Below are 24,910 nucleotides of genomic sequence, written 5' to 3'. Positions count from 1 at the left end.
TTTCAACTCTTCTTGCGCCGCAAAATATCCGCATAAACCGCGAGGATGATGATGAGGCCCGTCACCACGATCTGCCATTCCTGCGCAACCGACATGATGCGCAGACCGTTCGTCAGCACGCTCATGATGAACGCCCCGATAATGGTGCCGAGTATCGTTCCTGAGCCGCCGCTCAGCGACGTGCCGCCGATCACCACTGCGGCGATGGCTTCCAACTCGTAACCCTGGCCGAGCGCCGGTTGCGCCGAATTCAGACGCGAGGCGATCAACAGCCCCGCAATGCCGCAAATCGCGCCGCCGAGCCCATAAATCGCGATCTTCCAGCGATCGACATTCACGCCCGAAAGACGCACGGCCTCTTCATTGCTGCCGAGCGCGAACGTATAGCGGCCAAGCGCCGTGCGATTGAGCGTGATCGAACTCACAACGGCGAGCACGAACAGAATCAGCACGGCGTTCGGCACAGGCACGCTAGGCAGGAAATAGCCGATCAGCGAGTCCTGCGAAATCATGTAGAAGTTTTCGGTGTCGTTGAAATAGATCGGCTTGTCCGACGAGACGACGAGCGAGAGCCCCTTGAGCAGCAGCATCATGCCCAGCGTGGCGATGAAGGGCGGAATTTTCATCTTCGCCGTGAGCGTGCCCGAAATGGTTCCGCACACAGCGCCCGTGCCGATTGCAGCGAGCACGCCGATCCACATCGGCAAATGCCAATAGGTCAGAAACACGCCGCAAATCACGGCCGTAAAAGTCATCAGCGTACCGACGGACAAATCGATGCCGCCCGTGATGATGACGAACGTGCTGGCGATGGCGAGCACGCCGTTCACGGCCGTTGCCTGCAGAATGCCGAGGATGTTGTCCATCTGCATGAATGCGGGCGAAGCGAAGCTGAAGAAAATCAGCAGCAGAATGAGGCTCGCGAACGCGAGCATTTTCTGCAGCGCAGTGGGCGAGAAAATGCGCGCCTTCAAGCCGGACGACCGTTTCTGGTCGGCCAGCGCCGCAGTATCCGATTGCATAGTCATGGATTCGACCTCTTGAGGCTCATGCCGCTTGCAAGGTTTCGCGCAGGGTCGCGAGATGCATGATGCGCTCCTGGGTCGCTTCGCTGGCGGAGAGTTCGCCAGTGATACGGCCTTCGCACATCACTACGATCCGGTCGCTCATGCGCAGGATTTCCGGAAGTTCCGACGAGATCATCACGATCGCCTTGCCTTGTTCGGCGAGCGCGCGCAACAGCTTGTAGATCTCGCTTTTCGCGCCCACATCGATGCCGCGCGTGGGCTCGTCGAAGAAAAGCACGTCGCAATCGCGCTCCAGCCACTTCGCAATGACGATCTTCTGCTGGTTGCCGCCCGATAGCAGACGCACCTGCTGCGTGGCGGAAGGCGTGCGGATGGCGAGCAAACTGATGAAATGCGCCGCCGTCTTGCGGATTTGCATGCGGCGCAGAAACAGGTTCAGCGAAAGGAATTTGCCGAGGTTGGACATCACGATGTTCGATTCGACATCCATGCCCGTCGCGAGACCGAAGCGCTTGCGGTCCTCGGAGAGATAGCCAATGCTGTGCGCAACCGCGTCGCTCGGTGTCTTGATCGACGCCTTTGCGCCTTTCACGAAAATGTCGCCGGATTCGACCGGGTCTGCGCCGAACACGGCGCGCGCGACCTCGGTGCGGCCCGCGCCCATGAGTCCCGCGAAGCCCAGTATTTCGCCTTTGCGCAACGTGAAGCTCACATTCCGCACGAGTGGGCCGGCGTTCAGATGTTTCACTTCGAGTGCAACTTCGCCCTGGTGCGCCGGCCCCTGATACGGTGCGACGTCGGCGAGCGTCCTGCCGACCATCATGCCGATGATGGCCTGCACGCTTGTGTCAGCGGCGGCGACGGTGGCCACGTATTCGCCGTCGCGCAGCACGGTGACGCGATCGGCAATCTGCTTGAGCTCATCCATCTTGTGCGAGATGTAGACGACACCCACGCCCCGCTCCTTCAACTGCCGGATGATGCGGAAAAGCTCGGCGATTTCCGCGTTGTTGAGCGCGGAAGTCGGCTCGTCCATGATGAGCACGCGCGAGTCGTACGACAGCGCCTTGGCAATCTCGACCATCTGCTGGCTTGCCACCGTGAGCGAGCCGACCACGGTGCGCGGATCGAGTTGCACGTGCATGCGGGCAAGAATCGCGCGTGCCTGCGCATTGAGCTTGTCTTCGTCGAGAAAGAGGCCAAGGTGCTTACGCGGCTCGCGGCCGATGAACATGTTCTGCGCAACGGTCAGATGATTCATCAGCTGGAGTTCCTGATGAATGATGCCGACGCCCACGGCCTGCGCCTCGCGCGGACTCGCGAACGCAACGGGCTGGCCGTCGTAGAGAATATCGCCCGAGTCGCGCGTATACACGCCCGCGAGAATTTTCATCAACGTGGACTTGCCCGCGCCGTTCTCGCCCATCAGCGCGTGCACCTCGCCCGCCATGAGTTCGAATTGCACTTCATGCAGCGCTCTCACGCCGGGAAAGCTCTTGCTCAGCTTGCTGACGGAAATGAGCGGCGTCATGACGCGAATCCGCAAAGAAAAGCCAGACACATTACCGGGGCCCCATGATTGCGTGCGCGGCGATGCATGCGGCGCTGCACGAAAGTGGTTGAAGTACGGTCGTTGCTTGACGTAAGGCTAAGATGCGTTAAGTGCTCAATGTGCTTAAGGCGCGAAAAGATCCGGCCGGTCTTTCGCCGACCGGTGCAATTCCTCGATCACCTGATCCAGATGGTCGTGCATGGCTTTTGCCGCCGCGTCGGCACGGCCGGCGCGAATGGCTTCGAAAATCTTCTCGTGCTCGTCGAGCGTGTGCACGAGGCGCTCGGGACTCGCCAGCAATTGCCTCGCGCGATCCAGCGCATTACGCGACACCGCCACGATCTCTTTCACGCGCGGCAGGTTCACCGCGTCGAGCAGGATTTCATGAAACGCCAGATCGAGTTCATGAAACGCGAGACGCTGCCCGTTTCCGGCGACCTTGCGCTGCTCGTCGAGATTGGCTGCCAATGCATCGACAATGGCGCGATTCTTCATGCGCGCGACACCGCGCACCGTTTCGACTTCGAGCGCGCTGCGAATGAACAGATGCTGGCGAATGTCGTCGAGCGCAATCGGTTTGACGCGCGTGCCGCGCTGCGGCAAAACTTCGACGAGACCCGCATGCGCGAGCTTCGCCAGCGCGGCGGAAACCGGAAAGCGCGACACGCCCATGCGCTCGCAGACCGCCATCTTGTCGATCATCATTCCGGGTTCCAGCGCAAGCGTTACGATCGCTTCTCTCAGCGCGTGCTCGACCGCGTCGGTCAGGCTGCCACGCTCACCGCCCCTGATCTTTTGCAGTGCGACATAAGGGTCGGCGACACTCGCTACTTCGGATGAAGAGTTCACGGCGCGCTTGATTTTGAGAAGACATGCTAGCATGCTAGGTAGCAGATTCAGCGTTGTCAACGCGTGCAAACGCCTGGTTTTCCCCTACCCGAAAGCCGTCCCTTACTTAGGGAGTTCGAATGACCACGATCAGCAATCTGTCCGTTCGCGATATCCGCTTTCCCACTTCGCGTTCGCTCGACGGCTCCGACGCCATGAACGCCGCGCCGGACTATTCCGCCACCTACGTCACGCTCGAAACCGATTCTCCAGACAAATTCACGGGACACGGTCTCACGTTCACTATTGGGCGCGGCAATGAAATCTGCGTGACAGCGGTCAACGCGCTGGCGCCTCTCGTCGTCGGCAAGCGGCTCGAAGACATTACCGCAAACATGGGTGCATTCTGGCGCGCGTTTACTTCGGACAGCCAATTACGCTGGATCGGGCCGGACAAGGGGGCGATTCATCTGGCTACGGCGGCGGTCGTCAATGCGGTGTGGGACTTGTGGGCGAAATCGGTTGGCAAGCCTGTCTGGAAACTGCTCGCCGATATGAGCCCCGAGGAACTCGTGCGCTGCCTCGATTTTCGCTACGTGACCGACGCGATTACGCCCTACGAAGCGTTGGCCATTTTGCACCGACACGCGAAGACGAAAAGCGCGCGCGAAGCGGAAATGCTCGCGCAGGGCTATCCCGCCTATACGACCTCGGCTGGCTGGCTGGGCTATGACGACGACAAGATCCGGCGCCTCGCGCGCGAAGGCGTCGCGCGGGGCTGGACGCATTTCAAGCAGAAGGTGGGCGGCAATCTCGACGAAGACGTACGGCGCGCGCGCATTCTGCGAGAGGAAATCGGCGAGAACCTGAAGCTGATGATGGACGCCAACCAGGTGTGGGACGTGGACGAAGCCGTGGCGAACATGCGGCGCCTGGCGGAGTTCGATCCATGGTGGATCGAGGAGCCGACGAGTCCCGACGATATTCTCGGCCATGCGGAGATTCGTCGGCGTTTGGGGTCGATCGGGGTCGCGACGGGCGAGCACTGTCAAAATCGCGTGATGTTCAAGCAGCTGTTGCAGGCGCAGGCAATCGATTTTTGTCAGGTGGATGCGTGTCGGTTAGGTGGACTGAACGAAGTGATCGTCGTGCTGCTGATGGCGGCAAAGTTTGGGGTGCCCGTGTGTCCGCATGCCGGCGGCGTTGGGCTGTGCGAGTACGTGCAGCATATTTCGTTGTTCGATTATCTATGCGTTTCGGCGTCGCTCGAGAACCGCGTGCTCGAATATGTCGATCATTTACACGAGCATTTCGTCGATCCCGTTGTCATCCGCAACGGGCGGTATATGCCGCCGCAGCAGCCCGGTTATAGCATCGAAATGAAGGCGGATTCACTCGAAAAACACACCTTCCCCGATGGCGAGGCCTGGCGGAGCTAGCCTATGTCCATCATGTCCTCATCGATATCCATATAGTCCGCGTCGTCGTCGATATCCATTTCCGTGCGTGCAAATCCGAACCGCTGCGCGAGTTGCTCGTCCCAATAGAAGACGACCTTGGAAAAAAGCTGATTGTGTTGCCGGCGGGTTGTAACCGGATTCCTCGTGAGCTTCCTGCCGATCAGCGCCCCTTGATTGATCACCGCATTGTTCATCGTGCGCCCGCTCGCGCTCACGTAGATTCCATGTGTTTGACCGAGGATCCGGTGCAGGTCGCCAACGTAGCTGTTTCCGGAGGCAACGTACGGAATCTGGTCCCTCGCCTGATCCTTGCCCAATGCCAGCCTGCAAGCCGTGACCGAAACGATGGCCGGCAAGTTGCCGGCCAGTCCGCATTGCGAAAGGTACTGGGCTAACAGCCCAGCGTCCACCCCGCCCAACGTTTGCCTCGAAACGGATCCGTGACCGCGTATATAGAGGCGCCACGGCTGCATCAGGTTAGCCGCCGCCTGGGACACCGCCTGCGGGCTGTCCGTGTTCGCCGTAAAGACGTAAGTCGGCACCCCTTGGCTAGCGCCCTTGGCCGCGATCGATTGGGTTCCGTTCAAAATGGTGCCGTCGCCGTTACCAGACAGGACATTGATGATGATCTGCGCAGTATATTTGGACATTTCGGTCATCCTCAGTAATGAATCGGGTACACGCCTCGCCTACTGCGTTTGCCCGCTCTCGGGCAGCAAGCCAAGCGCCGTCCCCAGCGCCCTGCCTCGCTCGCCCGCCATCAGCTCGGCCAGCAGGTCCGGCAACGGCTTGCCGCCCCAGTCGAGCGCCCGCTTGAGCATGTACGGCACGGGACTGTGCGGCTCATAGCGCATGAGGTAGTCCGCGACAACAGCCAGCAGCCTGTACGCCTCATCGCGCGACTGCGGCGCGTCCAGCTTCCTCGGCCCTGCCGGCTCCTGCACCGCGCCCGCCGAAGCGACCTGAAGCGCTGCAGGCTCGACCACCGCCTGCGCCTGAATCGATGCGGCCTCAACCATCGGTACGTCCTCCCACTCGGGATGCGTCGTGAGCCAGTCGCGCAACACGCTCTCCATGCGCTCGAGCGTCTCCAGCAGCGCCCCAAACGACGGAGCCTCCGCGCCGAGATTCTGCGTGCACCACGCGTCGAGTCTCGCAATGGGCGCGCGGGCCCCGCGCAGCGCCTGCAACTGGTCGCGCAACGCGGCAGGCTGCGCCTCGTGCGCGGCCTGCGCCAGCGTCTGCGCCACGCGTGCGGCTTCCTCGCGCTTCGCGGCCGGCACATCCTTGCGGTCCTTCAGCGCGACGGCTTCGCGCTGCGCGGCTTGCCAGCGCGCAAACGTCAGCGCCGATCCGTCGGGCCCGGCGCACAACGCGATACGCCCGCCGAGCAAGGTCGGGAACTGCTGGGCAACCCACGCGAGCGGCGCAGCGCGAAAGCCCATGTCGCCGTCGCGCGGCAACGGATGAATGTCGTCCCAGTAGCGCTCGCACAATTCGCTCAGCAATGCGAAGCAATCCGGCAATGCTACGCATCCATATCGATGCAGCCAGCTCTCGCCGAGCCACGCGGCGAGCGTCAGATCCTTGCTTCGGCGCGCCAGAATGTCCTCGCAGCCCGCTTCCACGGCGGCCCAGTCCGCGACCTTGAGCGTGGTTTGCCAGATGCCCGCTGGCAATGCTGGATCGTCCTCGCGGCGCGCGGCCTTGATCGCGTCGAAGGCCGCATCGTGCAGCAGCGAGAGGCCGGCCGGCGCGCTGCCCGGTATCGGTTGAACGAGTGCCTCGATGTCGAATGCCGGGTTCATCCGCGCCCCGCTTGTGTGCTCGACGGGTACGGTCCGTAGGTGACCGCCGGCGTGCCGTACACGCTGTAGCCCGGCGCGGCGTACGGCAGGTCAGGCCAAATGAGCGCCGCTTTCGACGCGCCCGTCATGCCCACACGCATGAACATGCGCGCGGTTTGCGTGCCGCCGTTGCGGTCGCGCACCGGCACGCTCAATACCATGCGGGCGTTGCCCGTTCCCGTGCCGGTATCCACGCCGTCGTCCGGCACCGCGTGCAGGCGCACAAGGCGCAATAGCGCCCACGTGTCGTTTGCCGCCCAGGTGGCGGCTTCGCCGTCGACCGAGAGGGTTGGCTGCGAAGCGTCCTGCATCGGACGCCACGGCCCGTCTTTCGCCCAGCGCAGGCTCAGCGCGGCGGGCTGGCCCGGCGCCCAGCGCAGCGGCGTGCCGGCCGTGGCGGGCCAGGCGAGCGTCTGGCCGCCGCTCGCGAGCGACCATTGGATCACCTGGTCCGCACCGGCTTCGTCGGCGCGGTCGATGCGCCAGTCCACTGCCACGTCCACGCCCACGAGCGCGCCGTCCGCGCCGCGCGCCACCAGCGCGTCGAGCCAGGGCTTCGCGCGCGCGAGCTTCGCCAGGAACTGCTGTGCGCCCGCTTGCGGGCCGCCGCTCGCCGCCGCGGCGCTCATGCCGCGTTGCGCGTCCGCGAGCCTGGCGTCGAGCATCGCCACGAAGGCCGCCGTTTGCCGCAGATCGGCGGCCTGCGCGTTCGCATCGGCCGAGAACGGGAAGCGCCCGGCGAGGTAGCGAGCGAAATAGCTGCGCAACTGCTCGTAGGCGTCGCCGCCGGTACCGATCTGCAGGCGGTAGCAGCGCTCGCGCGCGGACGAGACGAGCCGCATGCCCGCGCTCGCGACGATGTCGCCCGAGCCCGGAACATCGACCTGCGCGAGCGAGGCGCTGCACGTGTCGAGGTCCATCTTGTCGAGCTGGTTGGAGATGATCGACGGCACCGCAACGAGCGCGCTCGCCGGGCTGCGCGCGCGGTATTGCGCGAGGTCCGCGAAGAGCGCCTTCCAGCGCGCCACGAGTCGCGCGTCCGCGGTGGAGAGCGGTGGGTTCTGCGTAGCGATCCAGTCGAGCGCGCTCGACGCGAGCGTGGCCGTGTCGGCCACCGCACTCGATTGCGCGGCGAGGTAGGTTTGCAGCGCTTCGGGCGTGGCGGCGCCGAACGCGCGCATCGAACCGCCGGCGTTGCCGTTCCACGCCGAGAAGTCGCCACGCAGCGGTCGAAACGGTTCGAGCGATTGCAACTGGACATCGGTCGAGCGCAGTACGTCGAGCGCCGCGTCGCTCACGCGCAGCGCGACGGCCTGCGCGAGATCGGGGCGGCCGAGCGAGTCGAACGCTTCCACGAGATCGGTTGCGTTCTTGCGCAGCGTGTCGAAGGGCGCACCTTGCGTTGGCGGCGCGTAGGCGACATTACGCGCCCCGGCCGCCGACGTCGCCGACGTTGAGACAGGCGCCGAAAGCGCGGCCACCATGCTGTGCACGGTCGCGTTGCCCGCCGCGGCGAGCAGCGCGCCGCGCCACGCTTCGGGCGCCTGCGCGAGAAGACCGGTGGAGTATTGCTTGTAGGCGGGCAGGATGGCCAGCGCGCGCTGCGCCGAGTCCGCATCCACGCTGCGAATTGCCGCCGTCCCGTTCCCTTCGCCCACGACGAACGACTGGCCGAGCAGCGTGCGCAAAGCATCGCGCAGCGGCAGCAGGTCCGCCGCCAGTTGCAGCCCCGTGGTGGGATTGGAGGCGAGCACGCCAGGCAGGTTGCCGCTCGCGAGCCAGCGTGCCGCGAACGCGCTTTGTTCGCTCTGCTCATGCTCCAGCACGCTTGCCACGGGTGTCGCACCGATCAGACGCAGGCCTTTTGCCGTGTCGAAGGTTGCCGAGAGTCCCGGCACGAGTTCCTGGCCGTGGGTGCCCGCCCAGCCGTGATCCGCGGTATCGACCTGGATCGCGAGCGTGTCGATTCGCGTAGCTAGTTCGGAGAGCGAAGCGGTGGTAGGCACGGCACCCGGGGCCTTGAGATCGGCGAGCATGACCTGGATCTGCGCAGCATTCGTCGTGAGCGACGAGTCCTGATAGATGTCGTCGAACCAGCGGTCGAAAGTCTCCTCGAAGCACACGCTCGCGCGGGCTTGCGCGGCGCGCGCCTCGGTGCCGTCGAACGACAGCGCGCCGCCTTCCACCGCGGTCGCGCGCACGGCATCGTCGAGCCCCGCGCGGTCGGCCACATGATCGGGCGAAAAGCTCACGCCCACCGCACCGCGCATGAGTTGCGCGAGCATGACGGTGTTGCCCGAATCGCGTTCCACGAGTTCGTTGTAGTTCGTGATCAGCCGCTCGGTCTGCGCCGCGTTCGTGACGAGCTTGGTGCCCTGCGTGTACTCGGGCAGGTCCTGCGGCCGCCGCGCGGCGGCGGCGAGGCTCGCGTTGTTGCCCGACTCCGTTGCGCCATCACAGTTCAGATCGGCGAGACGGCTGACGAGCCGCGCGCGCAGCGGCGTGAACACGAGCCCGCTCAGCACGTGGTATTGCGCGTCGTCGAGGCGGCGGCGCAGGCCGAAATACGAAAGCGGCATGAACGGCGTGGCGAGCTGCCAGCGCGGCACCTTGACGAAAGCGTTCGCGGCGCTGGCCAGCGCGTTCGCCGCCGCCGCTTCGCTGCGGCTCGCGCCCGCTTCGTGCCAGGCGACGCTGGCGAGCGCCAGCGCGTCGTAGCTGCTCGCGAGCGCACGCGCGTCGTTGCGCACGTGCCAGGTGGTCACACCAAGGCCCACGCACCAGCACACGCCCAGCGCGATCGCGGCGAACGTGGCAATGCGATAGCGGCGCATGCGCAACGCGAGCACGCGCGGGATGGCGAGCGCGAGTCCCTGCCCCGGCATCAGCAGGTCGTGCCAGAGACGCGACGCGAAGGCCGGCGCCGCCGCTGCGCGCGCCTCCCTGCGCGCAGCAGTGGTGATGGCGGGCTCTTCGCGCTCCTGCGCTTGCGGCATCGCGCCCACGCACCAGATGCCGCGCATGAGCGGTGCGGTGCCGTCCGCCGCGCCGCGCAACGTGGGTTCGATGTGCTCGCGCAACGGCTCGCGCAGCGTATCGAGACGCTGCGGCAGCAGGAACACGTCGCCGTCCAGCGTGCCGTCGAGCGTGCCCATTTCGGTGACGGTCGCTGCGAGCGCGCGGCTCATGTCGGCGAAGGCCTCGTCCACCCATGCGGGTTCGAACGCGCGCCGCGGCGCGTACGGCGAGGCCCAGCCCAGCGGCGTTTCGATACGCTCGCGGCGCAGGCGCGCGGCGAGCGCGTCGAACCCCGGCAGCGCGTCGCAGCCCGTCACCACTACGTAGAGCGGCAGCATCTGCCCGAGCTGCCGTTGCAGCGCGAGCACCGTGCGCGAGGCTTCGAGTGCCGCATCGGTGTCCGCGCGCGCGGCGCCGCTTTCGTCGATGAGCGTATCGAGCGCGATCACCCACACGAGCGCGTCGAGCGGCCGGCCCGGCCGGTTGCGCAACAAGCCGCGCAGCAAACGCCCGCCGGTCGAGCCGCGCCGGCGCTCGGCGGCCGCGCGCGCGCCGAGCGAGTCTCCCGGCTCCGCGATCAGAATGCCTTCGGCGTCGTGCCAGAGCCTGCCGAACCAGGCCGGCTCGCCGACCGGCGAGAGACGCCAGCCAAGCGCGAGCGCGTCGAGCGCCGCGGGTGTGCCCGTGGCCAGCACGCGCGGCACCGAGTACGGATCGCGCACGCCCATCTCGTTGTGCGCCGTACGCATCATCGCGGAGAAATTGCGCAGCGGCCTGCGTTCGTCGCGACCGCGCACCCAGCGCACGACGAGCACGGCCACGAGCCCCACGATCAACAACGCGATGAGGACGATCAGGACGACTACGAGTGTGGTCGTCATGGCCGCGCTCCCGGTGGCGTGGCGTCCGGCCTTTCTTCGCTGGCATCGTCGGCGCTCTGCGCGCTCACCGTGACGATGCGACGTGCCGCGAGCGCGAGCGTAGCGTTCGACGTCGTGGCGACCGTCGGCGCCTCGGGCGTGTCCTGGGTTTGCTGCGCGGGCTGCGAGTCTGGGGGCGGAACCGGCCGCCGCAGTCTGCGTACCGCGTGCGCGCGCGGCATCACCATGCCGGTGGTGCTCGTATGGTTCACCTGCGCCGGGCGCCCTTGCACCATCGACACCGTTTCGAACTGTTCAAGCGATGGCCGCACGGGCGCGGTCGCGTAGAGCCACAGCAGTTGCGACACGCCGAGCAGCACCGCGAATCCGCCGCCCACGAACAGCGCGAGGCGTGCGCGGTCTGGAAACATCTGCGTGAGCGGGCGTGTTTCGCGCGGTGCCAGCGCGGCGCGTTCGAGCGGCGCACCAAGGCGGTCGGGCTCCGGGTCGCGCTGCATGGCGAACGCGAATAGCGCGTGGCGCAACTGGTCGTGGCGCAAGGCGCCGGCCTCGCCGCGCAGGCGGCCTCGAAAGCCTAGCGTGAGGCAGGCGAGATAGACGTTGGCGAGATCGCGCTGCGCCGGATCGCGTTGCGAGAGCAAGGTTTCGATGGCGGCCGGAATGCGCTCGCCCGCCGCGCGCGTGCCGAAGATACGCGCTTCGAGCGGATACGTTTCCCATGCGCTCGCGCCATTCCACGCGGAAAACAGCAGCAATTCGTCGACCAGCGCGACATAGGCGTACTGCGCGGCGGCGATGTCCGCTTCGCCGGCCGCGCCGGTCCAGGCCATCGCGTCGCGCGCGAGCTTGCGCGTGGCGGACTGCAACTGCGCGGCGAGCGCGTCGGCTTCGCGCTGCGGATCGGTGGGCGTTTCTGCGTTCACCGCACCCGCTGCATTCGCCGCCTGCGCGACTGCGCGCAGGCGCGCATTCTCCGCGAACGAGAACGCCACGACGAACGCGCGCATGAGCGGCAGGCGCTCGTCGCCCTGGTCGCTGGCATCAAGCATGATCGGCTCCCGGCGGGCGGGCGTCGTCCGCAGCGTCGCCCGTTGGCGTGAAGAGCTGCACGGCCCAGGGCGCGCGCCCCGGCACGGTCGTACGGACCTCGATGCACAACGGTTGCGCGCGGTCGAACCAGGCGTCCTCCACGGCCACCGCGAAGAGCGTCGTGTCGTCGCCCGTGGCGTAGGCTGCGCGCTCCTCGCGCGCGAGCCGCCGGCGCGCCAGGCCCCGCATGCGCTGCCGTGCGAGCGTGGGCACGTAGGGCCGCGATGCGACGACGGCATGATCGAGCCACACGCTCGCGTCGTGCTCGCCGGCATCCGGCGGCATGCGCAAGCCGATCACCAGTTCGCGCGCCACGTTGCCACCGCTCTCGAACGGCGGCGCGATCCAGAAGCTGCCACCCTCCTCGGTGAACGCGCGCACACGATACCCCTGGCGGATCGTCGCGAGCGCTTCGTCGGCCCATGCGAGCAGCGGGTCGAACGACGCGAGCAGCGCCATGTAATCGAACGTCGCGAAGGCGGGCACGCCGCGCGCGGGACGCAGCGCCGCGAGCGCGCCCGTCATGCCGGCCACGGCGCGATAGAGTTCGGCGGGATGCGCGATGCCGGTGACGAGCGTCGCCTCCACTTCGGGCAGGCGGCTCCAGAGCGCGCACAGCTGGCGCTCGATCTGCGCGGCGTCCTCGCGCTCTTCCGCGCGTTGCGCCGCCTGCAGACGGCCCGCCAGGAACACGCATTTCTCGCGCACGCGCAGCAGGAGTTGCATCACGCGTTGACCGAGCACCGAGTCGGCGCGCACGAACGGACAAGGCGGCGCGTAGTCGGCAATCGCCACGCCGCCGCCCTGCTGCCTCACGCGCATGAGCGGCAAGCGGTCGAATTCGTGACGGCCGAGATCCGTCATCAGATGCAGGCGTGGCGACCACGTCGTGATCGAAGCGGGTTCGCCACCCGAGACAAGATCGGGAACATCTGGACTCTCGCGCTGGGTGTAGCGCCCTGCCTGTGGATCGAGTTGGCCGCCGCGATACAGCGGCGGCACCGCGAGATAGATCGTGACTTCTTCGTCCGGCGCGCTGAATGCGTGGCCCACGTCGATCTCCAGCACGGGATCGTGCGGCGTGTGGCAAATGGCGAGGCCGTCGGCCAGAATCGCCTCCAGCGCACTGATGCGTATGAGCCCCTGAGCGAGCCCCGCGGCGTCGTGCTCGAGCGCCAGCACGCCCCAGTAATGCGCACGCGCAGCGCCGGCCAGCAACGCAGCATGCCCCGCCGCGTGCAGCGCCTGGGTCTGGAAATGCTGCGGCAGCAAGGGCATGCCGTCGAACCAGCAGACCGCTTCGGGAAACGATGTTCGCATGATGTGTTTGCTTTCTATTGCTAAACGTTTCGTCGTTCAGGGTGGCCGAGGCGCTGTGCGACACAGCGGCGTCACACAGTCTCGTTGCTCAATGCGCGGCCTGCACGCTCAGATCCTGGTCGCCGAGCAGCAGCAGCGCGTGAGCCGGCCCCGTGTCGAGCCTCACGCGATGCGCGCCCGGTGTCTGGTAATCAGCAAATACCACTACGCCTGCGCCGCGCTTGCCGCCAAACGGAAACGGCGCCGTCGCGATCTGCTGGCCTGGCACGACTTCGTACGACACGACGGTAATGTCCTCGGGATGATCGCGGCGCCATTGATCGCGCTGCGCGAACCACTTCGCCGAAGGCAGGCCCAGCAACGCGTCGAGCAATTGCGGGTTGCGCACGAGCACGGCGTCCACGGCTATGGGCGTGTCCTGATTCGCTTGCGTGGAAACGGCAATGGCCAGGGTATCCACCTGTACCTTCGGCAGCGACGAACACCCCGCGAGCATCTGCGCGAGCGCGAACAGCACGAGCGTGCCTGTTCGCCAGCCGTGCGGCTTCGCGGCGCGCGACGCGCCGTCGAATAACGTGGTGATCACTGCGCAATCCCCATTGTGTGCGTCGCCTCTTGTCCGCAATGCCTCCTGCCCGCGCGCAGGAGAATTCATGCTAGTTCGTATTTCTAATCAAGACGCATGTTTCGCTGCGCAAGCTATTTTGCGCGTAGTCTACAAGCGCCCCACGCGTCATTGCAATAACGATTTTTTAATCGATCGATTGAAAAACAACTGGTAAATAAACTTGAAAGAGATTCGGTTTATGCGCCGTAAATATACTTTGAAATTCCCCGTTTACTGTCCTAAAGTCCTGACCGTCTATCTTCACGAATCGCGCGACGAAGGACAAGTTGAAGAGCCGCTCAGCGCGAACCCGTAACGCCGTGAATGCTCTCGTCTGAAGAATCCGGGGCATGCTTTAGCTGTGTCTTTTCTGAGGGACCGGGAATGGCTTTGGCAATCGTTTAATTACGTTTTGCGGACCATTGTCGTCTTAAAGAAAATGCATCATGAAAAAGGCAGATTGACGACAAGCGCGCATCTCTTCCCGTTACACAACGCAATAGAAGAACGACCGCCACCGAGGTGACCATGGCCGACAGTACCCAGCACTGGTTCGAACGGAACCGACCGCCCCGTGTCCAGATCACGTACGACGTCGAAACGGGCAATGCCATCGAAAAACGCGAGCTACCGCTCGTCGTGGGCATTCTTGCCGACCTGTCCGGCAAGCCTGTCGAGCCGTTGCCGAAAATGACGGAGCGCCGCTTCGTCGACATCGACCGCGACAATTTCAACGACGTGATGAAGTCGATCGGGCCGCGCGTGACGCTGCAGGTCGACAACACGCTCGCCGCCGATGGCAGCAAGATCAACGTCGAGCTGAAGTTCGAGCATATCGACGACTTCGATCCGGTGAGCATCGTTCAGCAGATCGGCCCGCTCAAACAGCTCTACGACGCGCGGCTGCGCCTGCGCGACCTCCTCACCAAGCTCGACGGCAACGACGAACTGGACAAGCTGCTCCAGGAAGTGGTGCACAACCCGCAGGAGTTGACCGAAATGCGTTCGGCGCATCCGCAGGACACGCCGACTGCGCAGCTGCCGCCGCCCGCGGGCGACGCCCCTGCCCCTGCCAGCCCCAACAGCGACACGCCGGCGAGCTAAGCCCAACGCGAGGAGACGATCATGTCCGACATACAAGCCGCCGCGACCGCGCAGGCGGGTACGGTCACGCTGCTCGACCGCATCGTGCACGAAGGGCGCATGGCGCAATACGAGGAGCAGCAGCAGCACGCGCGCGAGCTGCTCGCCGAGTTCGCGCTGCAGGTGCTCGACAAGAACATGACCATCAGCCGCGACACCGTGGCGATGATCAACGATCACATCCGCAAGATCGATGAGCTGATCAGCGAACAGCTCAACGAAGTGCTGCACCACCCCGACATGCAGGCGCTGGAGTCGTCGTGGCGCGGGCTGCACTTTCTCGTGAAGGGCTCTGAAACGGGCACGCGCCTGAAACTGCGCCTCTTGAACGCTTCGAAGAAAGACCTTCAGAACGATCTCGAGAAGGCCATCGACGTCGACACGAGCGCGCTCTTCAAGAAGATCTATGAAGAGGAATACGGCACATTTGGCGGCTATCCGTTCAGCGTGCTGGTGGGCGACTACTACTTCACGCGCCAGACGCCCGACGTGAGCCTGCTCGAAAAGCTCGCCTCCGTGGCAGCGGCCGCGCATGCGCCGTTCATTTCGGCGGCGCACCCGCAGCTCTTCGACATGTCGAGCTTCACGGAGCTTGGCGTGCCGCGTGATCTCTCCAAGGTCTTCGAAACGATCGACATGGCCCGCTGGCGTGAATTCCGCAAGAGCGAAGACTCGCGCTATGTCGCGCTCACGCTCCCGCACGTCTTGATGCGGCGTCCTTATCATCCGGACAGCAATCCGGTGGAGGGCATGAACTTCTTCGAGGATGTGGACGGCACCGACCACTCGAAGTATCTGTGGGGCAACGCCGCCTACGCCCTCGCCCAGCGCATCACCAACGCGTTCGCGCAATACAGCTGGTGCGCCGCGATTCGCGGCGTGGAAGGCGGCGGCGCGGTCGAGCGCTTGCCAGACCATATCTTCCAGACGGCTTCGGGCGACAAGGCCATGAAGTGCCCCACGGAAGTCGCGATCACCGACCGCCGCGAAAAGGAGCTCGACTCGCTCGGCTTCATCGCGCTCGTGCACAAAAAGAACGAAGGGCTCGCGGTGTTCTTCGGCGGCCAGACCGCCTGCAAGCCGGCGCTCTACAACACGCCCGAGGCCACGGCGAACGCGCGTATTTCAGCCATGCTGCCGTATATCCTCGCGGCCTCGCGTTTTGCGCACTACATCAAGGCGATCATGCGCGACAAGGTCGGCAGCTTCATGACGCGCGAAAACGTGCGCACCTACCTCAACACGTGGATTGCCGACTACGTGCTCGTGAACGATAACGCGCCGCAGGAAATCAAGGCGCAGTATCCGCTGCGCGAGGCGCGTGTGGACGTGACGGACGTACCCGGAAAACCGGGCGCATACCGCGCGACGGTGTTCCTGCGGCCGCACTTCCAGCTCGAGGAACTCACCGCGTCGATCCGGCTCGTGGCCACGCTGCCGCCCCCGGCGGCCGCCTGATCCACCCGCGAAAGAAAGCGTTTTCGATGAACAGACGACGGCCAGGCGGCGCATGAGCGCCCCTGGCTCCTGAACGCGCCTGGCGCCGCGCACGCGGTCCGCGCTGTTCTTTACTGCTTCGGGAGCAGCCAATCATGGATTCGATCATTCTCGACCTGGGCGACGACATCAAAGGCGAGTGCACGCTGGAAGGCTATACCGACAAGATCGAGTTGATGTCGTACAGCCACAATGTGGCAATGCAGGTCACCAACGACGTCAGCAACTCGGAGCGCACATCGGGCAAACCCCATCTCGGCGAATTCACCGTCACGAAGTTCATTGACGTCGCCACGCCCTCGCTCAACGAATATTGCTGCTCCGGCAAGAACATTGCGAGCGCGACCGTCGTCGTGGGCCGCAATGCTGCTGAAAGCTCCGGCAAGATCATGCCGTTCATCACCTATACGCTCAACAATGTCGTGCTGAGCAACGTGAGCGTCTCGGGCGGCGCGGGTGGCAAGCCCGTGGAAACGCTCTCGCTGAACTTCACGAAGATCAAGTGGGAGCTCACCGCGCAGAAAGACGACGCCACCAAGGAAGGCACGGCCGCCACCACGTGGGACCTGGCCGCGAACAAGGTCGTGAAGGCTGCAGGCTAGCGCGCCGCGCCTGTGGCGAACGTCCGCCCTTTCATCGCCATCGCGCCCATGCCGCTCTTCGAGCGGCTGGCCGACGACGCGCCTTTCGACGCGCAAGAGTCCGTCGACGAGCTCGCCGCGCGCACGCTCGACGCAGCCGGCTTGCGCGCCTCGGTCCGCGCTGAGTTGCTGCGCCTGCTCAACACGCGGCGCGGCAAGCCACGCATGCCGCGCGCGCCGGACGTGCTGCTGTATGGTCTGCCCGACTGGAGCGGGCAAAGCGCGGCGCGTGCGGAAGACCGCGCGGTGATCGAACGCGAAGTGGCCGAAGCCATTCGCGCGTTCGAACCGCGCCTTCGCGACCCGCGCGTGAAAATCGAACCGGACGCCGCCGCGCCGTGGCGGCTGTGCCTGCGCATTCGGGGCATGCTGCGCGGCAGCGACGGCGTGGAGCACGTCGTCACCTACGTCGCCGGGCAGGACGGCGAATCGCAGTCCATCGGGATCGTCGATGAACGACTCGCTTGATGCGCAACTGCTCGACTACTACCAGCGCGAGCTGACTTATCTGCGCCGCGCGAGCGAAGGCTTTGCGCAACGCTTCCCGAAGATCGCGCGGCGGCTCGAACTCGGGCCCGGCGAAAGCGCCGACCCGAACGTCGAACGTCTGATCGAAAGCTTCGCGGTGCTAACCGCGCGCATCCAGCGCACGCTCGACGACGAATACACCACCCTCACGGACGGTCTGCTCGAACAGTTCTACCCGTATGCGTCGCGGCCCGTGCCTTCCATGACGATCGTGCAATTCGAGCCGGACCCCACGCAAGGCAGCATCGCCGCGGGGTATCGCGTGCCGCGCGACACGCCGCTCATGCACGTCGACGCAAGCGGCGCGACGATCCACTGGCGTACGAGCAGCGACGTCACGCTCTGGCCGATCACCCTCGCCGCGGCCCAGTTGCTCGACGCCGAGGAAGCCCAGGCGCTCACCGGCAAGGCGTCGCTGCAATCGGCGCTGCGGCTCACGCTGCGCGCCATCGGGCCGCACAAGCTGGGCGCGCTGCCGATCGAGCGTTTGCGCGTGCGCCTCGCGGGGTCGCCGGTGACCTCCGCCGCGCTCTACGATCTGCTCGGCGCGCACAGCGCCGCCACCTGGCTGCAGACGCCGGACGGCCCGTTGCTCGCGCAACGAGGCTTGCCGCGCCCGGTTGGCTTCGACGAGGAGGACGCGCTCCTGCCGCTCGAAGACGGCGCGCATCCGGCCTGCCGTCTGCTGGTCGAGTACTTCGCGTTTCCCGAGAAGTTCGCGTTCTTCGACCTGCCGTTCAAGCCGCCCGCCGATGCGCTCGACAGCCTCGATCTCGTGATCGGCTTCACGGCGGCCCCGCGCGGGCGCTTCACGCTGCACACGCACGATATCCATCTCGGCTGCGCCCCCGCGCTCAATCTGTTCGCGCGCACCGCCGAACCGTTGCGGCCGGACGGCACGGCGCGCGAAATGCGTGTGAGTCCCGACGCGCATCGCGAATCGAGCACCGAGATCTACGCCGTGCGCAATGTGCGCGCCGTGGCGGGCCGCACGGTCACGGACGTGCCGCCCTGGTATGGCTCGATGCACGGCGCGGACTCGGCCGTGTACTGGTACGCGCGTCGCGTGAGCGGCCTGCATCCGTCGCGCCCCGGCAGCGACGTGATGCTCACCTTCGTCGATACGCGCTTCAACCCTGCCGCGCCCGCGGCGCGCACGCTCACCGCGGACCTGTTGTGCACCAATCGTCATCTGGCGCACCGGCTTGCACCGGGCGCAGCGCTGTCGTTCGAGGTGCCGGGCCCTGTGGCGAGCGTGCGCATTGCGCATCGGCCCACGCCGCAGATCGTGGCTGCGCTCGACGGCACGTCGCGCTGGCGTCTCGTGTCGCAACTCGTGCTCAATCACACGTCGATCGTGGAAGGCCCGCAAGCGCTGCAATCGTTGCGCGAAATGCTCATGCTTCACAATCTCGGCGCGCATGCGCCCTCGCAGCGCCAGATCGCGGGGCTCGTGGCGGTGTCGAGCGAGCCCATCGTCGCGCATGTGGGATCGGACCGCTGGCGCGGCTGGCGCAACGGGCTTGGCGTGCGTATCGAACTCGACGAAGCGAGCTTCGTGGGCGCGAGCACCGTGCTCTTTTCCGGCGTGCTCGCGCAATTCTTCTCGCTCTATGCGAGCGTCAACCGTTTCGTACAGACCTCGCTCGTGCGCGACGGTCGGGAGATCCGCACATGGCGGCCGACGATGGGCAGCCCGCTCGTTCTCTGACGCAGCGGCTGTTCGACGAGCCGCACGCGTTCGAATTCACGCAGGCCGTGCGCCTGCTCGAGTTGCTGCAGCCGCATGCGCAGCCGCTCGGCACCGGGCTCGACCCCGGCCAGGAAGCGCTCGCGCTGAGCGGCAATCTTTCTCCGGCGTTTCCTGCCAGCGCGCTGGGGCCTTTGCGGCGCGGCTTGCCGCGCTCGCTCGCTTTTGCGCCGCAACCGGGCGAAGAACAAGCCAAACTTGGCGAACCGCCTCAGCTCCAGGTCAATGCGTTCGCGCTGGGCGGCCCGAACGGCCCGCTGCCGGGCGCGTGGCAGGAATGGCTGCAGGACCGTCTGCGTCGTAAAGACCGGTCGGCAGCGGCATTTCTCGACATCTTCCAGCACCGGCTGCTGGCGCTGCTCTATCGAGCGCAGCGCAAGTATCGCAGCGCCGAACCGCTGCCCGCCACGCCGCACCGCTCGGCCGATGTCGTGTTGCGCGCGCTGACGGGCAACGCCGCGCTGAGTTCGCTCGCCTGGCAAAACCGCGCGGCGCAGGAAGCGCCGGCGCCCCCCGAACCGCTCGATATACGCGCCGTGCTGGCGCGCGCCGGCCTCTTCGCGAATCGCCGGCGTTCGCTCGCGGGTTTCGACGTCATGGTGCTCCATCACTTCCGCGTGCACGTGTGCTCCACACCGTTCGCGGGAGGCTGGCGCACGCTGCCTCCCGCGAGCCGCACGGCCATTGGCTCGGGCGGGCGCAACCGGCGGCTTGGTCAGGATGCCGTCGCAGGCACGAGAATCTGGGACGAACACCAGGGCATCCGCGTGCGCCTCGGCCCGCTCAGGCGTGAGCAGTACGAATCATTCCTGCCGGGCGCACCCGCTCACGAAGCGCTGCACTCGCTCGCCGCCGAGTGGTTCGGCGCCGAACTCAAGGTGCATCTCGAACTGCAGCTCGCGGCAGGCGAATTGCCGCGCGCGCGCCTCTCGCGCCACGCGCCGGCGCGGCTGGGCTGGACCGCCTGGGCCGGCGCGGCCGAATCGGCGCCCGCGCGCCTCACGTGCCTTGCGCCCGACGACATTCAAGGGCATACCGCACCGTGACGCTCGATCTCAAGACGCTCGTTGCGCGCCTCGAGCGCGAGCCGCGCGAAGCGCTCGAACGCGCCGCGCAGCAGTGCCTGCGCGAAACGCATTTCGTGGTCGAAATCGAGCACTGGCTGCTCGCGCTCGCGGAACCCGAGGGCGGCGACTTCGCGTGCGTGCTACCTCACTTCGGCGTGGACCGCGCCGCGCTCACCGCCGAAATCCGCATGGCCATCGCGCGCTTCAAGCGCGGCAACACCGGCATGCCGTCGTTCTCGCCCGACTTGCTCGTGTGGCTCCAGGACGCGCTCGTGCAATCCACGGTCGTGCTCCAGCAGCCGCGCGTGCGCGCGGCGACGCTGCTCATCGCGCTGCTCGAAAACGACGCGCTGCGCGCGCGCGCCTTGCATGCGGCGCCCACGCTGTTGCGGGTGGCCAGCGCCGCGCTGCGCGCGAACTTCGCCGTATGGCTCGCGCCCATCGAGGCGGCCGCGCCAATATCGGCGAGCGTGCCGCTCGCATCCGCCATCGACGACAACGCGAGCGTTCCCGCGCTACCCGGTGCGCTGGAGCCTGCCACACCTGCGCCCGCCCTGCTCGACCAATACACCCTGGACCTGACCGCCGAAGCGCGGGCCGGACGCATCGACCCGATCATCGGGCGCAATGCGGAGATCCGCCAGACGCTGGACATCCTGTTGCGCCGGCGGCAGAACAACCCCTTGCTCGTCGGCGCGCCGGGCGTGGGCAAAACCGCCGTGGTCGAAGGACTCGCGCTGCGCATCGCAGCGGGCGACGTGCCGCCGCCGCTCGCCGAAGTCGAGTTGCGCATGCTCGACCTCGCGCTGCTGCAGGCGGGCGCGGGCCTGAAAGGTGAATTCGAGCGGCGCCTGCGCGCGGTGATCGACGAGGCGCGGCACTCGCCACGGCCCGTGGTGCTCTTCATCGACGAGGCCCATACGATGATCGGCGCGGGCGGCGCGGAAGGCGGCAGCGACGCCGCGAACCTGCTCAAGCCCGCGCTTGCGCGCGGCGAGTTGCGTACGATTGCGGCCACGACGTGGCTCGAATACAAGAAGTATTTCGAGCGCGACCCGGCGCTCGCGCGGCGTTTCCAGCTCGTGCAGATCGAAGCGCCCGACGAGCCCACTGCCATCGCCATGCTGCGCGCACTGGCGCAAAAGTTCGAGGCGCATCACAACGTGACGATCCTCGACTCGGCAATCGTCGATGCGGTGAAGCTCTCGCACCGGTACATTTCGGCGCGCCAGTTGCCCGACAAGGCGATTGCCGTCCTCGACACCGCATGCGCACGCGTGGCGCTGGCGCAGCACGACACACCGCCGCAACTGGAAGCGGCAAGACACCGGCAGCGCGCGCTCGACGACGAACTGCTGCGCCTGCGCACAGAGACGGTGCTGGGCGCGAACCACACGCAGCGCCTCGCCACGCTCGAAACCGAACATGCGCACAACGCCACGCTCGTCGAGACGCTGGAAGCGCGCTGGCGCGACGAGGCGGCTACCGTGCGCGAGATTCTCGCGGTGCGCGCGCGCCTGGCCGCCCTCGACGTCGAGCCTCGCGATGCATCCAGCGGCGGCGCGCAAGAACCGCCAGATAGCACGGATGCGAACGAGAACAACGAAGCTGCCGACCCGCGCGAAGACCTCGCCGCCGAACTGGCGCGCCTGGAAAGCGGACTCGAAGCGATTCGCGACGACGACCCCATGGTCCCGGTTTGCGTGGACTCGAAGACCATCGCCGCCGTGATCGCGAGTTGGACCGGCATTCCCGTGGGCAAGATGCTTGCCGACGAAGCCCACGCCGTGCGCACGCTCAAGGGCCGTCTCGCGCAGCGCATCGTTGGGCAAGACGCGGCGCTCGACCGCATCGCAATGCGCATTCAGGCATGGCGCGCGGGACTCGCCGACCCACTGCGTCCGGTCGGCGTGTTCCTGCTCGTGGGGCCGACGGGCGTGGGCAAGACCGAAACGGCCTACGCTCTCGCCGACGCGCTCTACGGCGGCGAACGCAATCTCATCGTGATCGACCTCGCTGCGTATCAGGAGGCGCACGCGGTTTCGCAGCTGCGCGGCGCGCCACCGGGCTACGTTGGCTATGCGAGCGGCGGCCAGCTTACGGAGGCCGTGCGTAGGCGTCCTTATAGTGTGGTGCTGCTCGACGAGATCGAGAAAGCCCATGTCGACGTGCTCGAAGCGTTCTATAACGTCTTCGACAAGGGCGTGATGGAAGACGGCACCGGGCTCGTGGTGGATTTTCGCAACACGGTGATCCTCGCCACCAGCAACGTGGGCGCCGAGCTACTGCTCAATACGCCCGCCGCGACGCTCGCCACCGACGCCTTCGCGCGGCGGCTGCACGAAGAACTGCTGCACGCGTTCCGCCCGGCGTTCCTCGCGCGCATGACCGCCGTGCCGTATGCCGCGCTCGACGACACGGTGCTGCGCGCCATCATCGAAAAGAAACTCGAACAACTGCGCACGCGCTACCGCGACGCCACGGGCAAACAGTTCGCCTTCGACAGCAGGATCATCGACGCCGTGCTCGCGCGCTGCCGCGCCGCGGGCGGGGCGCGCGAGATCGACAACGTGCTCATGAACGAACTGGTCGGCACGCTCGCGCAGTGGGCGCTCGAATGACGATGCACACCCCCTGTCACGAAACACTACCCATGCGATGAACCGCCCCATCTCCGCCGATACCGATGCGCGCATCAGCCTCACTGGCTCAGCGTTCAGCACGCTCTTTCCTGCGAGCTTCGAAGCGCGCGAGGCGCTGGACGCTCCCTCCATGCTGACGCTTCACGCTCATGGCGGATTGCCGCCGCCCGCGCCCTCGGGCATGACGGGCAACCATGCAACGCTGTCGCTTGCGTGGGGCGAGTCACCTCGTCTGATCGACGGCGTGTGCACGCGCGCCGCACAATTGCCCTCGACGATCGACGCGAGCCACTTCACGCTGGAATTGCGCTCATGGTTGTGGCTGCTCACACTCTCGCGCAACAACCGCATATTTCAGGGCAAAAACGCGCAGGAGATCATACAGGCCGTATTCGCGGGTCACAGCTTGACCGATTATTCGTTTTCCGTCACGGGTACGGCCGCTACGCGCGAATGGTGCGTGCAATACGCGGAGTCCGACTTCGCGTTCGTGAGCCGCCTTTGCGAAGAGGAAGGCTGGTTCTATTTCTTCCGCCACGATTCGGGCAGCCATACGCTCGTCATCGCCGATAGCAACGACGCCTTCACACCGTTGCCCGGCGACGCGACGCTGCACTACACGGGCGGCACGAGCGGCGCACGCGAATCGACGCAAATCGTCCATTGCGAGGTCGTCGAAGAGACGGCCACCGGCCTCTTCTCGCATACCGATTACGCGTGGGAAACGCCGGCTTCGCAGCTTTATTCCCAGGCACAAGCGGCATCGAACGGACACAGCGTGTATGAGTATCCGGGGCGCTATGCCACCAGCAGCGATGGCTCCACGCTCTCCAAACACCGCGTGGACGCGCTGCGTGCGCCCACACGGCTGCTCATAGGCGAATGCGATTGCCGCGCGCTCGCGCCGGGCTGCCGCTTCACGCTGGCAGACCACGAATCCAGCGACGCCAACATCGAATGGGTCGTGCGCAGCGTGGTTCACGAAGCCGATCACAACCGCTATCGCAACCGCTTCGAAGCCTTTCCGTTCGCGACGACCTGGCGCCCCGCACGCACCACGCCACGCCCCTTCATGCCGACGCAAACCGCGACGGTGGTCGGCAAGAGCGGCGAGGAGTTATGGACCGATCAGTACGGCCGCGTGAAGGTTCAGTTTCACTGGGACCGCGACGGCAACAATGACGAACAGAGTTCATGCTGGATTCGCGTGGCGCAGCCCTGGGCGAGCAAGCGCTTCGGCATGCAATTCATGCCGCGCGTGGGCGATGAGGTCGTGGTGAGCTTCATCGACGGCGATCCGGACCGGCCGCTCATTACGGGCAGCGTGTATAACGGCGCGAATCTCCCGCCCTATACGCTGCCCGACAACCAGACGCAATCCGGCATCAAGACGAACACCTCGAAAGGCGGCAACGGTTTCAACGAACTTCGCTTCGAAGACAAGCAGGACAACGAGGAAATTTTCCTGCAGGCGCAAAAGGACCTGAACGCCAAGGTGATCAACGACGCCACGTGGACCATAGACCACAACGAAACGAGCACGATCAAGAACGACCGCACGCATACGATCAAGGAAGGCAACGACACGCTCACCGTGGAACAAGGCAACCGCAGCACGACGGTCAAGACCGGCGACGAAACCGTCGACATCAAAGGCGCGCGCACCGTGAAAGCCGGCGGCAACGAAACGCGCACGGTAGGCGGCAATCTCGATCAGACGGTCACGGGCAACATGACGCTCACCGTGGACGGCAACCTCACCATCAAGGTAAGCGGCACGCTGACGCTGCAAAGCGCCGGCAACCTCACGGCTAAGAGCGATGCCTCGCTCACGAACCAGGCGGCCGTGTCACTCACGAATCAGGCCGGAACGTCGCTGACCAACAAGTCGGACGGCACGCTTTCGAACGAAGCGCAGAGCGTGACCAACAAGGGCGCCGTGCAGCAGACCGTGGACGGCGGCGGCATGCTGGTGGTCAAGGGCGGCATTGTGAAGATCAACTGAGGCGAGC

Annotated in this window: 18 protein-coding genes; 9 read left to right on the top strand and 9 right to left on the bottom strand. The window is 65.9% G+C overall.

Annotation, left to right across the window (positions count from 1 at the left end; genetic code table 11):
- Positions 1–2: 2 nt before the first annotated feature.
- From VSR72_RS14915 to VSR72_RS14905, 3 genes are all read right to left on the bottom strand, one after another.
- Positions 3–1,028, bottom strand: a complete 1,026-nt coding sequence (locus VSR72_RS14915; protein ID WP_342953104.1) for an ABC transporter permease — start codon at positions 1,026–1,028, stop codon at positions 3–5.
- Between the two features lie 19 nt (positions 1,029–1,047).
- Positions 1,048–2,559, bottom strand: a complete 1,512-nt coding sequence (locus tag VSR72_RS14910; protein ID WP_342953103.1) for a sugar ABC transporter ATP-binding protein — start codon at positions 2,557–2,559, stop codon at positions 1,048–1,050.
- 144 nt (positions 2,560–2,703) lie between these two features.
- Complete coding sequence (locus tag VSR72_RS14905; protein WP_342953102.1) at positions 2,704–3,462, bottom strand: GntR family transcriptional regulator; 759 nt, start codon at positions 3,460–3,462, stop codon at positions 2,704–2,706.
- A gap of 86 nt (positions 3,463–3,548) precedes the next feature.
- On the opposite strand from VSR72_RS14905, the gene VSR72_RS14900 reads away from it, so the two are divergent.
- Positions 3,549–4,847, top strand: coding sequence for an L-fuconate dehydratase (locus VSR72_RS14900; RefSeq protein WP_342953101.1), 1,299 nt, complete (start codon positions 3,549–3,551; stop codon positions 4,845–4,847).
- Here the strand turns inward: VSR72_RS14900 and VSR72_RS14895 are convergent.
- From VSR72_RS14895 to VSR72_RS14870, 6 genes are all read right to left on the bottom strand, one after another.
- A complete protein-coding gene (locus VSR72_RS14895; protein ID WP_342953100.1) occupies positions 4,844–5,518 on the bottom strand; it encodes a C80 family cysteine peptidase in 675 nt (224 codons plus the stop codon). The two genes, VSR72_RS14900 and VSR72_RS14895, sit on opposite strands and share 4 nt — an antisense overlap.
- A gap of 39 nt (positions 5,519–5,557) precedes the next feature.
- Complete coding sequence (tssA, locus tag VSR72_RS14890) at positions 5,558–6,676, bottom strand: type VI secretion system protein TssA (RefSeq protein WP_342953099.1); 1,119 nt, start codon at positions 6,674–6,676, stop codon at positions 5,558–5,560.
- Positions 6,673–10,614, bottom strand: coding sequence for a type VI secretion system protein (locus VSR72_RS14885; protein WP_342953098.1), 3,942 nt, complete (start codon positions 10,612–10,614; stop codon positions 6,673–6,675). Before VSR72_RS14885 ends, tssA begins: the two co-directional genes overlap by 4 nt.
- Positions 10,611–11,663, bottom strand: coding sequence for a DotU/TssL family secretion system protein (locus VSR72_RS14880; RefSeq protein WP_342953097.1), 1,053 nt, complete (start codon positions 11,661–11,663; stop codon positions 10,611–10,613). The genes VSR72_RS14885 and VSR72_RS14880 overlap by 4 nt, the downstream gene beginning before the upstream one ends.
- Entirely contained in the window at positions 11,656–13,023 is a 1,368-nt protein-coding gene (tssK, locus tag VSR72_RS14875) for a type VI secretion system baseplate subunit TssK (protein ID WP_342953096.1), read from the bottom strand. Before tssK ends, VSR72_RS14880 begins: the two co-directional genes overlap by 8 nt.
- A gap of 88 nt (positions 13,024–13,111) precedes the next feature.
- Positions 13,112–13,609: a hypothetical protein gene (locus VSR72_RS14870; protein ID WP_342953095.1), complete on the bottom strand. Its 498-nt coding sequence runs from the start codon at positions 13,607–13,609 to the stop codon at positions 13,112–13,114.
- A 549-nt stretch (positions 13,610–14,158) separates the two neighbouring features.
- On the opposite strand from VSR72_RS14870, the gene tssB reads away from it, so the two are divergent.
- The 8 genes from tssB (at position 14,159) to tssI (ending at position 24,903) form a co-directional block, all read left to right on the top strand.
- On the top strand, positions 14,159–14,734 hold the full coding sequence (gene tssB, locus VSR72_RS14865; protein WP_342953094.1) for a type VI secretion system contractile sheath small subunit: 576 nt from the start codon (positions 14,159–14,161) through the stop codon (positions 14,732–14,734).
- A gap of 21 nt (positions 14,735–14,755) precedes the next feature.
- Entirely contained in the window at positions 14,756–16,231 is a 1,476-nt protein-coding gene (gene tssC / locus VSR72_RS14860) for a type VI secretion system contractile sheath large subunit (RefSeq protein WP_342953093.1), read from the top strand.
- Between the two features lie 134 nt (positions 16,232–16,365).
- A complete protein-coding gene (locus tag VSR72_RS14855) occupies positions 16,366–16,872 on the top strand; it encodes an Hcp family type VI secretion system effector (RefSeq protein WP_342953092.1) in 507 nt (168 codons plus the stop codon).
- A gap of 12 nt (positions 16,873–16,884) precedes the next feature.
- Positions 16,885–17,379 (top strand): type VI secretion system baseplate subunit TssE, encoded by a 495-nt coding sequence (gene tssE, locus VSR72_RS14850; RefSeq protein WP_342953091.1) that lies wholly within the window; start codon positions 16,885–16,887, stop codon positions 17,377–17,379.
- Positions 17,363–19,150 (top strand): type VI secretion system baseplate subunit TssF, encoded by a 1,788-nt coding sequence (gene tssF, locus VSR72_RS14845; protein ID WP_342953090.1) that lies wholly within the window; start codon positions 17,363–17,365, stop codon positions 19,148–19,150. Before tssE ends, tssF begins: the two co-directional genes overlap by 17 nt.
- Positions 19,114–20,235 (top strand): type VI secretion system baseplate subunit TssG, encoded by a 1,122-nt coding sequence (tssG, locus tag VSR72_RS14840; RefSeq protein ID WP_342953089.1) that lies wholly within the window; start codon positions 19,114–19,116, stop codon positions 20,233–20,235. Before tssF ends, tssG begins: the two co-directional genes overlap by 37 nt.
- Positions 20,232–22,877: a type VI secretion system ATPase TssH gene (gene tssH, locus VSR72_RS14835; RefSeq protein ID WP_342953088.1), complete on the top strand. Its 2,646-nt coding sequence runs from the start codon at positions 20,232–20,234 to the stop codon at positions 22,875–22,877. Before tssG ends, tssH begins: the two co-directional genes overlap by 4 nt.
- A gap of 37 nt (positions 22,878–22,914) precedes the next feature.
- Entirely contained in the window at positions 22,915–24,903 is a 1,989-nt protein-coding gene (gene tssI, locus VSR72_RS14830) for a type VI secretion system tip protein TssI/VgrG (protein ID WP_342953087.1), read from the top strand.
- Positions 24,904–24,910: the final 7 nt, after the last annotated feature.

Origin of the sequence: Paraburkholderia sp. JHI869 (assembly GCF_038900775.1) — a bacterium.
GTDB lineage: Bacteria > Pseudomonadota > Gammaproteobacteria > Burkholderiales > Burkholderiaceae > Paraburkholderia.
This window is presented reverse-complemented; position numbering and strand designations above follow the sequence as displayed.

Coding starts and splice junctions, on each gene's coding strand:
- VSR72_RS14915 (WP_342953104.1), bottom strand. CDS start 1,028: ATGACTATGCAATCGGATACTGCGGCGCTGGCCGACCAGAAACGGTCG.
- VSR72_RS14910 (WP_342953103.1), bottom strand. CDS start 2,559: ATGACGCCGCTCATTTCCGTCAGCAAGCTGAGCAAGAGCTTTCCCGGC.
- VSR72_RS14905 (WP_342953102.1), bottom strand. CDS start 3,462: ATGCTAGCATGTCTTCTCAAAATCAAGCGCGCCGTGAACTCTTCATCC.
- VSR72_RS14900 (WP_342953101.1), top strand. CDS start 3,549: ATGACCACGATCAGCAATCTGTCCGTTCGCGATATCCGCTTTCCCACT.
- VSR72_RS14895 (WP_342953100.1), bottom strand. CDS start 5,518: ATGTCCAAATATACTGCGCAGATCATCATCAATGTCCTGTCTGGTAAC.
- tssA (WP_342953099.1), bottom strand. CDS start 6,676: ATGAACCCGGCATTCGACATCGAGGCACTCGTTCAACCGATACCGGGC.
- VSR72_RS14885 (WP_342953098.1), bottom strand. CDS start 10,614: ATGACGACCACACTCGTAGTCGTCCTGATCGTCCTCATCGCGTTGTTG.
- VSR72_RS14880 (WP_342953097.1), bottom strand. CDS start 11,663: ATGCTTGATGCCAGCGACCAGGGCGACGAGCGCCTGCCGCTCATGCGC.
- tssK (WP_342953096.1), bottom strand. CDS start 13,023: ATGCGAACATCGTTTCCCGAAGCGGTCTGCTGGTTCGACGGCATGCCC.
- tssB (WP_342953094.1), top strand. CDS start 14,159: ATGGCCGACAGTACCCAGCACTGGTTCGAACGGAACCGACCGCCCCGT.
- tssC (WP_342953093.1), top strand. CDS start 14,756: ATGTCCGACATACAAGCCGCCGCGACCGCGCAGGCGGGTACGGTCACG.
- VSR72_RS14855 (WP_342953092.1), top strand. CDS start 16,366: ATGGATTCGATCATTCTCGACCTGGGCGACGACATCAAAGGCGAGTGC.
- tssF (WP_342953090.1), top strand. CDS start 17,363: ATGAACGACTCGCTTGATGCGCAACTGCTCGACTACTACCAGCGCGAG.
- tssG (WP_342953089.1), top strand. CDS start 19,114: ATGGCGGCCGACGATGGGCAGCCCGCTCGTTCTCTGACGCAGCGGCTG.
- tssI (WP_342953087.1), top strand. CDS start 22,915: ATGAACCGCCCCATCTCCGCCGATACCGATGCGCGCATCAGCCTCACT.